Annotated in this window: 15 protein-coding genes; 4 read left to right on the forward strand and 11 right to left on the reverse strand. The window is 44.4% G+C overall.

Translation table 11 applies throughout. The annotated features are described in order from the left end of the window. Positions 1-42: 42 nt before the first annotated feature. On the forward strand, positions 43-1,374 hold the full coding sequence (locus ACLIIY_RS25840) for an MFS transporter (RefSeq protein WP_104046674.1): 1,332 nt from the start codon (positions 43-45) through the stop codon (positions 1,372-1,374). Positions 1,375-1,450: 76 nt separating this feature from the next. On the opposite strand, the gene ACLIIY_RS25845 is transcribed toward ACLIIY_RS25840, so the two are convergent. After that, entirely contained in the window at positions 1,451-2,755 is a 1,305-nt protein-coding gene (locus ACLIIY_RS25845; RefSeq protein WP_434528797.1) for a ferredoxin reductase family protein, read from the reverse strand. 260 nt (positions 2,756-3,015) lie between these two features. On the opposite strand from ACLIIY_RS25845, the gene ACLIIY_RS25850 reads away from it, so the two are divergent. Further along, on the forward strand, positions 3,016-3,348 hold the full coding sequence (locus tag ACLIIY_RS25850) for a PepSY domain-containing protein (protein ID WP_409583795.1): 333 nt from the start codon (positions 3,016-3,018) through the stop codon (positions 3,346-3,348). A 104-nt stretch (positions 3,349-3,452) separates the two neighbouring features. Here ACLIIY_RS25850 and ACLIIY_RS25855 read toward each other — a convergent pair whose 3' ends face one another. The 4 genes from ACLIIY_RS25855 to ACLIIY_RS25870 form a co-directional block, all read right to left on the reverse strand. Further along, a complete protein-coding gene (locus ACLIIY_RS25855; protein WP_434528798.1) occupies positions 3,453-3,830 on the reverse strand; it encodes a VOC family protein in 378 nt (125 codons plus the stop codon). A 185-nt stretch (positions 3,831-4,015) separates the two neighbouring features. Further along, positions 4,016-4,765 carry an acid phosphatase gene (locus tag ACLIIY_RS25860; protein WP_434528799.1) on the reverse strand — a complete coding sequence of 250 codons (750 nt, stop codon included), beginning with the start codon at positions 4,763-4,765 and terminating at the stop codon, positions 4,016-4,018. Positions 4,766-4,897: 132 nt separating this feature from the next. Next, positions 4,898-5,149 carry a YceK/YidQ family lipoprotein gene (locus ACLIIY_RS25865; protein WP_005440710.1) on the reverse strand — a complete coding sequence of 84 codons (252 nt, stop codon included), beginning with the start codon at positions 5,147-5,149 and terminating at the stop codon, positions 4,898-4,900. 324 nt (positions 5,150-5,473) lie between these two features. Next, the gene (locus ACLIIY_RS25870; RefSeq protein ID WP_033006299.1) at positions 5,474-5,950 is read right to left on the reverse strand and encodes a YHS domain-containing (seleno)protein; all 477 of its coding nucleotides are present in this window, start codon (positions 5,948-5,950) and stop codon (positions 5,474-5,476) included. Between the two features lie 110 nt (positions 5,951-6,060). Here ACLIIY_RS25870 and ACLIIY_RS25875 point away from each other — a divergent pair, with 110 nt between their 5' ends. Continuing rightward, positions 6,061-6,900, forward strand: a complete 840-nt coding sequence (locus ACLIIY_RS25875; RefSeq protein ID WP_434528800.1) for a cupin domain-containing protein — start codon at positions 6,061-6,063, stop codon at positions 6,898-6,900. Here ACLIIY_RS25875 and ACLIIY_RS25880 read toward each other — a convergent pair. The 5 genes from ACLIIY_RS25880 to ACLIIY_RS25900 form a co-directional block, all read right to left on the reverse strand. After that, positions 6,887-7,237, reverse strand: a complete 351-nt coding sequence (locus tag ACLIIY_RS25880) for a DUF3147 family protein (RefSeq protein WP_005440716.1) — start codon at positions 7,235-7,237, stop codon at positions 6,887-6,889. The two genes, ACLIIY_RS25875 and ACLIIY_RS25880, sit on opposite strands and share 14 nt — an antisense overlap. A 65-nt stretch (positions 7,238-7,302) precedes the next feature. Next, positions 7,303-7,767, reverse strand: coding sequence for a GNAT family N-acetyltransferase (locus ACLIIY_RS25885; RefSeq protein WP_434528801.1), 465 nt, complete (start codon positions 7,765-7,767; stop codon positions 7,303-7,305). A gap of 266 nt (positions 7,768-8,033) precedes the next feature. Further along, positions 8,034-9,569, reverse strand: a complete 1,536-nt coding sequence (locus tag ACLIIY_RS25890) for a BCCT family transporter (RefSeq protein ID WP_434528802.1) — start codon at positions 9,567-9,569, stop codon at positions 8,034-8,036. Further along, positions 9,556-10,458, reverse strand: coding sequence for a homocysteine S-methyltransferase family protein (locus ACLIIY_RS25895; RefSeq protein WP_434528803.1), 903 nt, complete (start codon positions 10,456-10,458; stop codon positions 9,556-9,558). Before ACLIIY_RS25895 ends, ACLIIY_RS25890 begins: the two co-directional genes overlap by 14 nt. 188 nt (positions 10,459-10,646) lie before the next feature. Then, positions 10,647-11,072 (reverse strand): TraR/DksA C4-type zinc finger protein, encoded by a 426-nt coding sequence (locus ACLIIY_RS25900; RefSeq protein ID WP_020196339.1) that lies wholly within the window; start codon positions 11,070-11,072, stop codon positions 10,647-10,649. Between the two features lie 190 nt (positions 11,073-11,262). On the opposite strand from ACLIIY_RS25900, the gene zigA reads away from it, so the two are divergent. After that, complete coding sequence (zigA, locus tag ACLIIY_RS25905) at positions 11,263-12,462, forward strand: zinc metallochaperone GTPase ZigA (RefSeq protein WP_182038360.1); 1,200 nt, start codon at positions 11,263-11,265, stop codon at positions 12,460-12,462. 144 nt (positions 12,463-12,606) lie between these two features. Here the strand turns inward: zigA and ACLIIY_RS25910 are convergent, their stop codons facing one another. Continuing rightward, positions 12,607-13,821 carry a CobW family GTP-binding protein gene (locus ACLIIY_RS25910; protein ID WP_434528804.1) on the reverse strand — a complete coding sequence of 405 codons (1,215 nt, stop codon included), beginning with the start codon at positions 13,819-13,821 and terminating at the stop codon, positions 12,607-12,609. Between the last annotated feature and the right edge of the window lie 235 nt (positions 13,822-14,056).

The following is a 14,056-nucleotide window of genomic DNA, read 5'->3' on the forward strand; positions in this document are numbered from 1 at the left end:
GTTTATACATAACGTTATGTTATTCATATTGCTGAATGTTTCATGACGCTGAAAGAAATCCTTAAAATCCGTAACGTTCGCTGCTTCCTCATGTTCCGAAGCAGTTACTTTGCGCGCTTCTATTACCCCGTATTCACCCTGCTCTATTTGGATTACGGATTAACGCTGTCTCAATTCGCCATGCTCAATGTTGTTTGGGCTGCGACGATTGTACTTGCAGAAGTCCCTTCCGGCGCTTTTGCCGATACCTTAGGGCGAAAACGACTGGTGGTGCTGTCGTCCATCGTCATGTTCATCGAAATCGCAATGATCGCCTTTGTTCCTACGGGGAATCCCACTTTTGTTTTCGTTGTGTTTTTGATTAACAGAGTTCTGAGTGGCTTAGCGATGGCGTTAGCAAGTGGCGCGGATGAAGCGCTGGCTTACGACACATTGAAAGAGCAAGGCAAGGAAGAGCTGTGGCCGAGAGTGTTGCAGATTCAGCTTCGTATTGCTTCGAGCGTGGGTATTGTGGTCACACTTGTGGGTGCTGCCATGTACGACGTGAACTTTATGGCCAACGTTTATCAGCTCCTTGGATTCGACAAGCCAGAAACCACACAAGACATCATGCGCATCCCTGTTTACGCGACTTTGTTTGTTGCGTTGATCGCTATCTACGCCGCATTCAGCATGAGAGAAGAGAAAAAGGTCATACCAAGTAGTGAAAGCAAGTTGGCTTCAACCATGGCCAGCATGAAGCTCACACTCAACACCGCCAAGTGGGTATTGTCTACGCCTTACGTACTGTTCATTCTGCTCTACTACAGTTTGTTCGAGCACACTTCACGAATGTTTTTGACTATGAACAGTCAGTACTACCGTGCGATTGATATTCCAATTATCTACTTTGGTTTAATCGGCGCTGGCATTAGCCTCTTGCAGATTATCTTAGCTGGACAAAGCCGCCGATTGGCAGAGAGTATGGCGCCCAAGACGTTCATTTTAGTCATGGGCATCGCAACGATGGCAACCTACTATTGGATAAGCTTAGGCTGGTCGATATACGGGGTAATTCCTGCGCTGATTCTGATCTTTATTATCATGACGATGAACATTTTCATCAGCTACCACTTAAACAAGAAAACAGAATCTCACAACCGAGCGACAGTATTAAGCTTCAAAGGTTTGATGTTCAACTTGGGCTACGGCTTAATCGGTATGCTCTATGCCTACTACTACAAGTTGCTCTCCCAAAACTACACCGAAGCGCAGATAGAACAACACATCGACTTTATCGCATCGCTGTCTTCGTTCTTCTACTATTTCACGTTCTTGTTCATCGCTATCAGCGTCTATTTCTATATCAAAGATAAAAAACAGGCGATCTTTTAAGCCCTTGCAGCAAAAACAAAATAAGGCGAGCCATTTGGTTCGTCTTATTGATTATTAGCGCGGATTACAGTTAGTTCTATCTAAACTCAAACAACTCTCGATGGAATGACTTGGCTGGTAGACCGATATTGGTGAATGCTTTCTCAAGCATCTTACCCAGTTCGGAAGGGCCACAGAACCATACACTGCTGTGCTGTATATTTGTTATCCGCTCAATGACTTCCGTGTTGATGAAACGCCCTTCTTCACTTGTATTTCTCATGTATAACTTAACGCCCGCTTCCTTTGATCTGTGTTGTAATTCATCCAGAAGCGCTTTGTCCTCTTCTCGGTAGCTGTAGAAAAGCGTTACGGACTTTGCTCTACCTATCGTTTCAATAGCGGTTAAAAATGGCGCGATGCCGATGCCTGCTGCAAACCAAATTTGTTGTTCTGTATTATCTTGGAAATTGAAACAACCGTATGGGCCTTCTATCTGAGCCGATTGTCCAACTTCAAGCGTTTCGATTAATGAACGCGTGTAGTCACCATTGGCTTTGATTAGTAATCGCACCTTACCGTTGTCACTATGAGCTGACGCCAAACTAAAAGGATGCGGTCGTTCTTTATCGTCAAATCCGATAAATGCAAACTGACCCGGCTTATACCTAAACTGAGGCTCAAGTACTTTAAGCACCACTTCAATTCCGCCGTTGATTGATTTGATACTACTAACCTTGGCGGGATAACGTTTCTTCTTACCATTCAAATCTAAAATGGTAATCAAGCATCCTACCGTTGCTAAACCGCTGACCAACAGAAGGATAGCTCCGGTAACGGTTAACCATAGGCTTGCATCAAAGAACATCACCATGTGCAGCATTATAAGCAGGTAAAGATATGGAAAGACTTTATGAGTGAGCTGAAAGACGTTGTGTTTGAACTTCTTAATCCACGCAATCAAAACAAAAGCCGCCGACAGATAGAAACCATATTCGCCAATCAACTGCGCCTGATCACCCAATGAATCAATCAACTTCCAAAACGGAAAGGTTTCACTCTTTGCCTCGATGTAACCAAAATCCATCGCGAAATCATCACTTAAAAATGCGCCCCAGTGGAACAAAGCGGAAAACACCGCAGAGATCCCAAGGTATTTGTGCAGACGATATTGCTTATCTAGTCCCCCTAACCAGCGTTCCAACGGCCAATGCTTCACAGATAGAATCACGCACAACGACATCAAGATCATTGAGACGATGCCACTGTAGTTGACCAAGTAAGTGCGCACCTGCCAAAACATTGGCCACTCTAGTGTTGGCGTGCCTATTTGCAGCACCGAGTAAGGGATAAGTAAAGCAACGAATACAATGCCAAAGTTGAGCATCAAATTTCTGTTCATACGGCTACTTCAATCCATCATGATTTTAACTGTCGCCAAACTACCAATAGAAATGTGAAAAACTTGTAGAGCCGAAACGTCCCGTACTTCCTGAATCGATCCCCCTTTTTACGCCAGTCCCCGACGCGACAAAAATGTGTGCTTTTAGAACGAATGCCTTTCAAAGGGCATATTCACATTTCTTTTACGTCACCACCTACACTATGGAGACGCCAACGAAAGAATTCTCTCTGGTGAGATGAGAGCTTAAGGAGAAACCAATGAAAAAGTTAATCTTATGTTCGGCCTTGACCGCATTTGGTGTATTGAGCCTTCCAAGTTACGCCGCGTCCGACGCGAAAATCATTAGCCAAGAAGAAGCCATTAAATCCGCGCTTGGCGCTTTAGATGTTGAAGTGCTTGGCATTCGCCATGATGAACCAGATACGCAATGGGACGTCTTCATTAAGAAAGGTGACAAGGCTTATGAAGTTGAGGTTGATGCCCTAACCGGAAAAATCGTCGCCGCTGAAGAAGAAAGCCTTGCAGAGATCCAAGCAGAGTTATCTGGCGATCTATCTCATGAAGGCGTTGTCGGTGACGTTGATAAGTAGTTGTCGAGCAGACATGTGAATTGGTAACAACCAATCAGCAACATAAGCCCTTTTTAAGGTGAGCACGCTCTACTCGCTCACCTCTGCTACTTAGCTTAGAGAGCTTAATTGTTAGCAACTCGCCAAGGCGGATTCTTTCGGTACTCTCCAGCCCAATACAGCTTTAGCTCATTACCTGATGGGTCGTTAAGCATTGCTTCCCTCCACAGATAGTCTTTGTCTGTAGGTTCTTGAACAAACTCGATGCCTTTCCTCTTTAAAGTATCAACTAACGCATCAAGATCTTCGTGTTCAAAATAGATCACGCTGTTGCTTTTTGATTCTGAATCACCGAGATAAAGTGAAAAAGTGGCATCTCCGTCAAGGCACTCAAAGCGCGCATAATTTTCTGTTTCAACAATCAAATTGAACCCTAGCTTTTGATAAAACTCGATAGATGACTTAATGTCTTTAACGGTTAACAGTACTTGATTTAGATTCATAGAAGTTCCTTTTCCGATTGGTTTCTTACCGATTTTGGTGGGTTGTTGTTTGAGGTTACGAGGATAAAACCTCAAGCTAGCTTAAGGTCAAGGAGTGATTTCAGCCGTGATTAGAAGTCTATATAGCAAGAGCTCAGAATGAAAAAGGCGGCACTGTGGCCGCCTGTAGCTGTGTCGATTTATCGTTATTGGGTTAGCGCAATGTACTCTTGTTGCGCAGCTTGTAAGTCCTCAGCAAATTGTTTATCTGCCTTTAGCTTATCAAACACGATGTGCGCCACTTTTTGCCCTGCTTCTACATCACTCATCCAGTGTGCGTTACAAACGACGCGGCTGTAACCATAATCCGCCCCCCGATCTGTCAGTGCTTTTGCATTGTTCGGCGCAATTGCTGCGGCAACTAATGAAACCCCGTAGCCTGATGCAGTATGACCTGAAGGGTAAGATCCATCTTTAGATAGGTAGTCTTCGGCATAAGGTGTACAAGAAGGTAAGCCGTTTACCGCAAATGGACGCGCTTTGTTGTAGTGCTTTTTAGAGTCAGATGTCGCAAGACCAAAAGAAGCAATGCTGCGTCCTAAGACGGTATACATTGCCGGGGTGTCTTCCTTAGTAATCTTCACGCCCAATACATCACCATAAATCTTGGCAAAGTATTCTGGAGTAATACGCGCGTCTTGTGTTGCTTGAGCCATTCTCGCTGGATCATCAACTGAAAAGTCGATAGCACCCACACGCCTGTCTTCGATATCTTGTTTGCTGCCTTCTGCCGGTGGCGGTGCAATCAAATCTACCGTGTGTACCGTTTCAATGTATGGTTGATAAAACTGATAGTTTCCGTAGTCGATACGTTCAAGCGAATTGATGTCTGTTGGCGCAGAGAACACGTGAAATGCAGGTAAAGTTAGCGCTACGCAAATTAGAGCTTTCTTCATTTGCTTTCCCTCCAGAATTAAAGGTTTGTAGGAATATTCTTAACAACTGAATCCAATATTATCCGCAGCCCTTTAGTGCTGGAAGTTATAACGATTATTCCTAAAAGTTAATAATGGAATGAAGCAAAGCAACTAAATCATACTGCCACTTGGGCAACCTTGTGACAAAACACTGCCGTAGCTCGTCGTTGGAGTAAATAACATGATTAAATCAGCAGGCAGGAATACAACATCAGTAACCAATGACAAAGGCATATCGACGAAAGAAATAGGATATAAAGCGTAAGACACGGCTGAGCCATCCAAGAAGCATGGCTGGCGCGCGACGGACAACGCCGTACCCGAAAATGGTTTACCGTAACCCCCTCTCGCATGTGCATCCATAGATGAACATCCCACTGTCAAAGAAGCCATTGCGATAACGCTGAGCACTTGAAGTTTTTTAAGAAGATTGTTTTTCATGTCTGATAGGTTCCAACTGATTGTTATTGATATAAATTATTATTCGATAACAGTAATCCTATCTGCATTTATAAAACAACCTATCTAACAAATTTGATTGAGAATAAATCAATTTTCGTGACAAACGTATCGCTTCTACCTTGGGTAAATAACAACTTATAAACGTCCGTTCCCTCGAGCCAATACACAAAGGCGAACCAATTGGCTCGCCTTGAATATGTGAGGAAAGGATAAAAACGACGTCCGTTACAGCTTATCTGCATCAACAACTTTAATCGTTGTCCAGTTGGTGTTGGCATCTTGAATAAAGCCTTGCGTATCTTCTAGCCAGCGCTTCTGTACCGATTTATCCAAGTTTAAGTACAGTTTGCCACCTTCAATCTTCCAAGCCTCTGGGTCAGTTTCAAACTTCTTGCCCATAGCAACACCAAATGCACAGTAACCACCGTATTGCGGCGCATACGCTTGAGGATCCGCTTTAAACTGGTCTCGGTTTGCAGCATTCACAAAGTGATAAATCGCATTGTTGTACGTCGCTGAATATTCGGCCTTTCCTTGAGTCGGGCCATTATCCGTGAAGTAAGCCACCGGGTCGTAACCCTTGATAGCGAGATCATTTGCATCAACGCTCATGCCTACATCCGCAGCCATCAGTGAAAAACTGGTTCCGAGTAAAGCGGTCATTAAAGTGAGTTTTCGACCAGTTGATTTAATGCGTGACATAGTAAGCTCCTTGTCTGTGTTTGTTTGCCTTGTGTGAATAAATTAGCTAACTCTTCCGGTCTATAAAGGGACAAAAGACCAAAAAAGTACGCGAATCGTTCGGAGGTAACATGGATCTGTTGTCACAGCTGATGAAGCATTTCTCAATACGGACAGGCGTTTTCTATTCTGGACACTTGTGTGGTATCTCCTCGTTCCAAGCAGAGCACCATAACCGGGGCCATTTGCATGTTTTGAATGCTGGTGAATTGATACTGACAAGCGCAAACGAGAAGGCTCAAAAGCTAACAGAGCCTTGCATCATTTATCTGCCAAACAATACGCCGCATAGAATTGAAGGAAGCGAAGAAACAGAATTGGTTTGCGCCAATGTGGATTATCGAGGTGGACAGATCAACCCTCTCTTGTCTGTCTTGCCGGATGTCGTCGTTATCCCTTTTAACGCGGTGCCGAACCTAACACCGGTCTTGGATATGCTGTCTTCGGAAGCAAGCGGAAATGGCATCGGACAAGAGTTTTTATTGGATAAGCTGAGCGATACCTTAATGGCGTTGATCTTTCGTTATCTTATCGAGGGAAAGCAAATTGAACACGGCTTGTTTGCTGCGCTCGCCCACCCACGTCTAGCTCCCGTTATGGATGCCATTCATCAGCTCCCTGCCCGTCATTTTCATCTTAATGAATTGGCGTCATTGGCGGCCATGTCTCGTACTCAGTTTATTGAGACGTTCAAACAAATCGTTGGGGAGACACCAGGAGATTATGTACAAAAATGGCGTGTATCCGTCGCCCAGTCTTTATTACTGCAAAATAAACCGCTCAACTGGGTGTCTGACGAGGTGGGATACAACAGCTACTCGGGCTTTTCTCGTGCTTTCCAAAATGTATCTGGTATGTCACCTCGCCAATGGATGCAAAGCCAAAAGGAAGACGAGCTTAAAGCAAGTTGATACCAAATTGTTTTGCGATCAAATTCGTTATCGCAAAACAAATTACGGATACAACACAGCTAATAAGCAAGGTAATCCAAAAAGAATACTTACTCAGTAGATAAGGAAAAAGAAGAAACATTGGCAGTGTTGGTACAACAAACCAAAAGGTATAAAACGCGTGGTTAGACAACTTCTCAGTGCCTTGCCCTTCGATATACATCCATACCAACGCCAATATGGTAACGGTTGGCAATGCAGCCACGAGCGCACCTAATCTATCACTTCGCTTCGCAACTTCAGAAATGAGAACCACAATCGCGGCGGTGGTTAAGTACTTTGTCACAATCCATAGCATTTTTGCTTCCTTGCTTACTTCGGACACTAACTAATCGATATTCTAGAAACCTACTCCTGTTGATTCTAGATGTTTTCTAAAGACTTACGGTACACCTTTGTCACATAACCAGACGTGTCGTAAGCGTCTTCTATTCTATCCCAACCAAATTTTTCATAAAGGCCATCGTGGTCAGTCGTCAGATAAAGGCTTTGGAAGCCCATACTTTTAGCAGCGTTCAATGCATGATTAAACAGCAATTCGCTCAATCGCTTGCCACGATGTTGTGGTTCGATAAACAAAGAGCTTAACCAAGGATATAAATCATGTCGGCTCACAAAATCATTAATGATCAGGCCAAAGCAGCCAACAATCTCACCTTCAGTGACCAACACATAAAACTGAGGGATGGCGTCTTCTTTCTTACTTGAATGCAGAATCGCATTTTCAAAGTACGCGTAATTGTCTTCCGAACCCCACTTTGTATGGATGTACTTAATGCACACTTCCACACCCTGTGGATATTCATTCACGTTTATAACTTGGTACATGTTTATTCCTGTCAGATTAGGTGTGCGAGTGTTTCTTCTGTGCCGCTCATTTTGAATTGCTAAACATCATGCCGACTTTTTACTTGCACTTCAAAGCAATAAGCGTGGCTTAGTTTGGAAATGAGATGGCGTGTTTGTGTTTTTCTTACTAATGAAGAACAGCGCATCAAGTTAGCGCTCAGGGAAGAGATAAAAGCCAAAGTTGGTGGATGAATCGATAGAAACCCTCTTCAAGTTTGAACATGAAGAGGGTTTGTTGTTTGAGGCTAAGCAATCAGTTCTTGTGCTTCCACAGATGCTTCCGATTCTGGTTGCGAAGCTGTCTTGCCTTTCAGTTCCATCATGAGTTGTTTAACCAATATTCCGTAGATAAACATCATCGGTAGTCCCGCCACCACGCACAAGGATTTAATGGTATTGATGCCACCACCCGTGAGGAATACGCTAAAGCTGATAAGTGCAATCGCACCTGCCCACATCAGTTTGACCTTGTTGTCTGGATCTCCGTTTAGGGATAGCTGATTCGTGGTCAGCATTGAGGTGGCCACGCTCGCGCTCGACATCGTAGTCAACATTAAGAAGAACTGAATCACCAAAAAGACTGCAAGAACCACATTGTTTGCTGGCAAAGTTTTGATCAATGAGACGACGGCAAACGTCAATCCACCATTGCTCATCCACTCTTGAACCGGATAACCACCTAACAACTGTGCCCAAACCGCATAACCACCAAAGATTGAGATAAAGAACGCGCATCCCAGAGCGCCCATTGAGATGGTATACAAGATGACTTCACGAATGGTGCGGCCTCTCGATATACGTGTAATGAACAAACCCATCATGATTAAGTACGCGTAGTACCAAAACCAATAATATTGAGTCCATGCTTGAGGGAAACCACTCTTCTGCACCGGATCTGTCCAAAGAGACATACGGAAGAAGCTATCTAACATAACACCGAGTGAATCCGTCACGTTGTTCAGCACAAATTGGGCATTTGATGAAAACAGCACAAACAAGGCAAAGAGAATCGCAGCGATGACGGTGTAATCGGATACCTTACTGATGCCTTTGTTGAAGCCCACCAGCGTCACTACGAATAAAATCAATACGAACAAAAAGATGATGCCGCCTTGAAGCAACAAGTTGTTCTCTATCCCAAATAACTCTGCTGCTCCTGTACTCAGCAACGTGACGGTTAACGCCAATGAACTCGCAAAAGCCGCGAGTGTTCCAAAGATGGCCAAAAGGTCGACGCATTTGCCCACGATTGGATTCTTACCCAGCACGGGTTCACACAGTGTAGAGAGTTTCAATGTACGGCGTTTTTGCACATAAAAAGCGTAAGCAAAAGGAATCGCAGGGAAACAGTAGATCGCCCACCCTGTTATCCCCCAGTGGAACATTGAATAAGTGACTGACCACGCAGCTGCAGTGTAACTGTTCGCTTCAGCAAATAGTGGTGGAGATTGCAGGTAGTACATTGGCTCTCCAATCCCCCAATAAATAAGCGATGCACCAACACCAGCCGTAAAGATCATGCCGCCAAAAGAGAAGTTCGAATACTCTGGCTTTCCTTCACCTAATCGAATGTCGCCGTACTTGGAAAACGCCAACCAAAGTAGAAAGCCAACAAGAGCAAGACTGCAGATTTGCACTAGCCAGCCAAACCAATCGGTCACAAACGTCATTGCGTTGTTCGCCATAGCTTGAGACTGCTCTGGGAACATCGAAGAGACAAGTAAAATGAGCAGGACAGTGCCAATCGCAGGAATGGTGAGTCCGAGATTAAGATTCTTCAAGACTGTCTCTCCACGCTGTCAGTTCTTCAATATGACTAGGCTCAATGCCACAACAGCCGCCAATGATACTCGCCCCTAAGCGGTGCCACGTTTTCGCGTATTCTAGATATTCTGTTGGAGAGAAATTTCTAAGCCCTTGGTATGACTCGTTCGCTTGGTGATTCGCTTTAATGGGCGCAAAGCTGTTTGCATAGACACCAATAGTTAACGTCTTACCTTTTCGTTCCAATACCTGATTCACATCTTTGATCGCTTGTTCAATCACTTCAGGAATTGAGCAATTGAAGAAAATACCGGTCGCATTAGTATCAAGAAGCGCCTCAACGGCGTCAGTAACAAGCTCACCAGAGCGCAGACGCGACACTTCGCTAACTTCATCTTCTAACGTGAACGAGATATAGACTGGCTTGTCGGTTTTAGACAAAACTTTGCTGATCACTCGCGCTTCACCAAGGCTTGCGACAGTTTCCGCCAACCAAATGTCAACATGTGGCTCTTGCGCTTTAAATAGACTCACACTGATGTCGTAAGCACGCTTTTCTTCAAATAAGTCAGGTCGATAAGAACCAAAGGCAGGAGGTATCGCGCCAGCAACAAGCACTTCCTTTTGTGACGCGGTCACGACATTACGAGCAATTTTCGCAGCTTTCTCTGCCAACTCGCGTCCCTGCTCTGCATACAAATCTTCACCTAAATGAAACGGGACACAGGCATAACTGTTGACGGTAATGATTTGTGCACCTGCATCAATAAAACCTTGGTGCGCTTGCGTAACATGCTGTGGGGATTCGATAAGTGCTTGGGCACTCCAGAAAGGTTGAGAAAAAGGAGCACCGATGCGTTTTAGCTCGCGCCCCATACCACCATCCAATATTGTAAGATTTACCATTTAGACATCCATACCGCTAAAATCTATTTGGCTATTCAATCACAATATGACGTAAGTAAAAGTTACATTTCCTCACACTCAACATGAAGAAGATTCATGTTGAGTGAAAACAAGCAATACCTTGCAAGTTATTATGCGACGCAGGGAGATTTAAAACCCACTTTCCCCCTATTTACTTGGGTAACATTTTACTCTCTGTACCAGTGCTCTTTTGACTCCATTTGCGCTTTTACTTCTGCACTATATTCAGCGGTAGGTCGCGCCAATAACCTTGGAATGCCGATAGGTTCTCCGGACTCTAAACAGTAGCCATACTCCCCTGCGCGCAAGCGAGCCAACGATTGTTGAATCTTAGGTAACAGCTTTTGCTCTCTGTCTATGATTCTTAATGCGATTGCAGATTGCTCCTCACTGGACGCCCTATCGCTTTCGTCACTGAATTCCATTGGCGCAATCATCTCTTCTTTGGCGCGTTCAATATGCGCTAACGTCGATTCATAAAGCTCAAATAATCGGTTTTCAAAAAACGCGAGCTGAGCTTCATTCATATAATCCGCCTCGGGCGCTGCAAGAATTTCTTCTTCTGTCATGACATGCTTTTTCTCTTCGTTCATAGAACCTCCACACCGAGATAAGAGTTCGATATCTAAATTCCGTACATCTGAATCTGTACAACTTAACGACGAATAAAGCCGCCAATAAGGTGCAGTGCTCGACACAGTCACAAACTGCTTGATGCCAGAGTTAAGATCACCGACTATATTAATTGTTATATTATAACATTACACTATAAAGAGCATGAGCATGAACACCCAGAAACTCCCTGTTACGGTTTTATCCGGCTTTCTAGGCGCAGGAAAAACAACCGTTTTAAGTCATATTCTTAACAATAGACAAGGCAGAAAAGTCGCGGTCATCGTCAACGACATGAGCGAAGTCAACATCGACGCAGCGACCGTTCAGAATGAAGTTTCTCTCAACCACAGTGAAGAAAAGTTGGTTGAAATGAGTAACGGCTGCATCTGTTGTACCCTGCGTGAGGATCTACTTGAAGAAGTTACTAAACTCGCGCAAGAAGGCAGATTCGATTACTTAGTTATCGAGTCCACTGGCATCGCCGAGCCACTTCCCGTTGCAGAGACTTTTACGTTTGCTGATGAAAACGGGCTATCACTTTCAGACGTTGCACGTTTAGACACCATGGTTACGGTGGTTGATGCGATTAACTTTCTGCGTGATTACGATGAGGCTAAGTTCTTAACAGAGACAGCCGAATCCTTAGGTGAAGACGATGAACGCAGCGTCGCCGACTTGCTCGTTGATCAAGTAGAGTTCGCTGACGTTATCTTGATAAGTAAAACCGACCTTGCTGAGAAATCAGAAATCGAAAGGCTTCTTGCGATTCTTAGAACTCTCAATACATCCGCCACCATCCTTCCTATCTCGAATGGTGAAGTAGAACTTGATGCGGTACTCGACACACAAAGCTTCAGTTTTGAAAAGGCACAACAAGCCCCAGGTTGGTTGAAGGAAATGCGAGGCGAGCACATACCTGAAACCGAAGAATACGGCATTTCCAGCTTTGCCTATCATGCGAGACGCCCTTTCCATCCAGAGAAGTTTTACGACTTCCTCCACAATGCGAAAGATTACGGCAAACTGATTCGTTCCAAGGGTTACTTTTGGCTAGCAACAAGACCGGAGTTTGTCGGTCAATGGAGCCAAGCGGGAGGCATCGCACGTTATGGTGTTGCGGGTATGTTTTGGAAAGCGATTCCGAAAGAGGAATGGCCGACGGATCAAGATTACCTCGACGCTATAAACGACATTTGGCAAGAACCTTATGGCGATATGCGACAAGAATTGGTGTTCATTGGTCAGGGATTAGAGCAAGAGAAATTGATTGCTCGTCTCAATGAATGCTTGTTAACAGAAGATGAGATGGAGCAAGGGCTCGACTATTGGTTATCTCTGGAAGACCCTTTCCCTGAATGGGAACAGTAAACGACTGAGATACAAAAAGCCTCCCACCATTCGGGAGGCTTTCTCGTTACACAGAGCCAATTTTGGTATACCGAGCCAATTCAGTAAGTCCGTTCTCGAAACAACCCGAGCAAACATGCTGCGAGGGAATCCTCACCAGTGCATTCAAAGCGTCTTCTTCTGGCTCAACTTAGCTATTTTCTTTGGCCAAGGATCTTCAAATGTTGCCCCTTGTTGCCATTGCTCCAGTTCCGCATCCGTTAAAAAGCAGTTTTCCAGCGCATCAATAAACACATCGACTTCGTTTTCCTGCCCAATCACCGTTAAGCGACAACGACGATCACCAAAGCGGCTTTCAACGCTGTCTATTTTATCTTGCAGGATTTGGCGATGTTCAGCAGTGAAGTTTTGCGATTCGTCATTGATTACCGAAGCGCGCCAAAAGCCTGTGATTTCAAGCCCCACATTGCCGTTCGCTTGGCTCCAAAGTAATGAAACATCGTCTCGAGTTGGGAACCAAAAGAACCCCTTACTGCGGAACACACCTTTAGTTAAATACTGATGGCAGGTATTCCACAAACGCGCAGGATGAAAAGGTCTATCATCTTTGATCACTTTCGCAACAAGGCTTTGTTCGTCTTTATCAGAGAGGTTCAACGGCTCATTCACCGTCTCACGAAGTTCTGCGATTAACTGCTCAACGAGGAAGAAATTGTAGTCTTGCTCACCTTTCAACATGCGGATATCCAAGTTTCCCCATGACGTTTTGATTATCTCGGTGTAAACATTAAGCGGGTGAATCGCCTGTGCGATGTTGCGAACGGTATTGTCATCCACTTTGTCCGTCTTGGTGAGCATGACACGGTTTGAGAACATGATTTGCTCTACCAACAAGTTTTCAACGCCGCGAACACCCTGCTGCACGTTCTGCTGCCACGTAGGAATTAAGGTAGAACCTTGTCGATAGTCATCTCGCAACCAAGTTGCATCCACCAACGTAATAACGTCTTTGAGTGCGAATTGTGCGTTGTTTTTGAAATACTCAACCAAAGGCAAAGGATGACTACTGCCCGACGTTTCAATCACAATCCATTCTGGTGATTTTTCTACGCAGAGCTTTTTAAGGGCTTTATCGAGCTGCTTTACACCACTCGGGCTGCTGATGCTGTCTCCACTGATCGTGACAAAGTTGCCCTGCTCTTCACTCACCGCATCGGTATTTAAGATAAGCACGCCATCAACGTCTAACTCACTCATGTCATTCACAATAACTGACAGATCAACACCAGAAGAATCGGCTTGTTGAAGAATGTTGCGTAAAAAAGTGGTTTTCCCTGACCCGAGAAATCCATGCAAAATGGTGACTGGAATTGATGGCATACCTTTGACCTACAAACTCTGAATAAATACATGTTATAACATAACAATTTGATGAGTTGTAGAAGGAATCCAATTGCTGTCTTAGACCCAAAGCTTAAGAATCGGTAAAGACCACAGAGACTGATTTTTCAGAACTCGCCTTCGTTTCTCATCATGTTTCATCACCAGCAAAGGTCTGACTATTGATAAAAATAATAAGTGGTTACAAAACGACCATTGCTTTGTTTATAAAATT

Origin of the sequence: Vibrio sp. K4 (assembly GCF_051122595.1) — a bacterium.
GTDB lineage: Bacteria > Pseudomonadota > Gammaproteobacteria > Enterobacterales > Vibrionaceae > Vibrio > Vibrio owensii.

Coding starts and splice junctions, on each gene's coding strand:
- ACLIIY_RS25840 (WP_104046674.1), top strand. CDS start 43: ATGACGCTGAAAGAAATCCTTAAAATCCGTAACGTTCGCTGCTTCCTC.
- ACLIIY_RS25845 (WP_434528797.1), bottom strand. CDS start 2,755: ATGAACAGAAATTTGATGCTCAACTTTGGCATTGTATTCGTTGCTTTA.
- ACLIIY_RS25850 (WP_409583795.1), top strand. CDS start 3,016: ATGAAAAAGTTAATCTTATGTTCGGCCTTGACCGCATTTGGTGTATTG.
- ACLIIY_RS25855 (WP_434528798.1), bottom strand. CDS start 3,830: ATGAATCTAAATCAAGTACTGTTAACCGTTAAAGACATTAAGTCATCT.
- ACLIIY_RS25860 (WP_434528799.1), bottom strand. CDS start 4,765: ATGAAGAAAGCTCTAATTTGCGTAGCGCTAACTTTACCTGCATTTCAC.
- ACLIIY_RS25865 (WP_005440710.1), bottom strand. CDS start 5,149: ATGGATGCACATGCGAGAGGGGGTTACGGTAAACCATTTTCGGGTACG.
- ACLIIY_RS25870 (WP_033006299.1), bottom strand. CDS start 5,950: ATGTCACGCATTAAATCAACTGGTCGAAAACTCACTTTAATGACCGCT.
- ACLIIY_RS25875 (WP_434528800.1), top strand. CDS start 6,061: ATGGATCTGTTGTCACAGCTGATGAAGCATTTCTCAATACGGACAGGC.
- ACLIIY_RS25880 (WP_005440716.1), bottom strand. CDS start 7,237: ATGCTATGGATTGTGACAAAGTACTTAACCACCGCCGCGATTGTGGTT.
- ACLIIY_RS25885 (WP_434528801.1), bottom strand. CDS start 7,767: ATGTACCAAGTTATAAACGTGAATGAATATCCACAGGGTGTGGAAGTG.
- ACLIIY_RS25895 (WP_434528803.1), bottom strand. CDS start 10,458: ATGGTAAATCTTACAATATTGGATGGTGGTATGGGGCGCGAGCTAAAA.
- ACLIIY_RS25900 (WP_020196339.1), bottom strand. CDS start 11,072: ATGAACGAAGAGAAAAAGCATGTCATGACAGAAGAAGAAATTCTTGCA.
- zigA (WP_182038360.1), top strand. CDS start 11,263: ATGAACACCCAGAAACTCCCTGTTACGGTTTTATCCGGCTTTCTAGGC.
- ACLIIY_RS25910 (WP_434528804.1), bottom strand. CDS start 13,821: ATGCCATCAATTCCAGTCACCATTTTGCATGGATTTCTCGGGTCAGGG.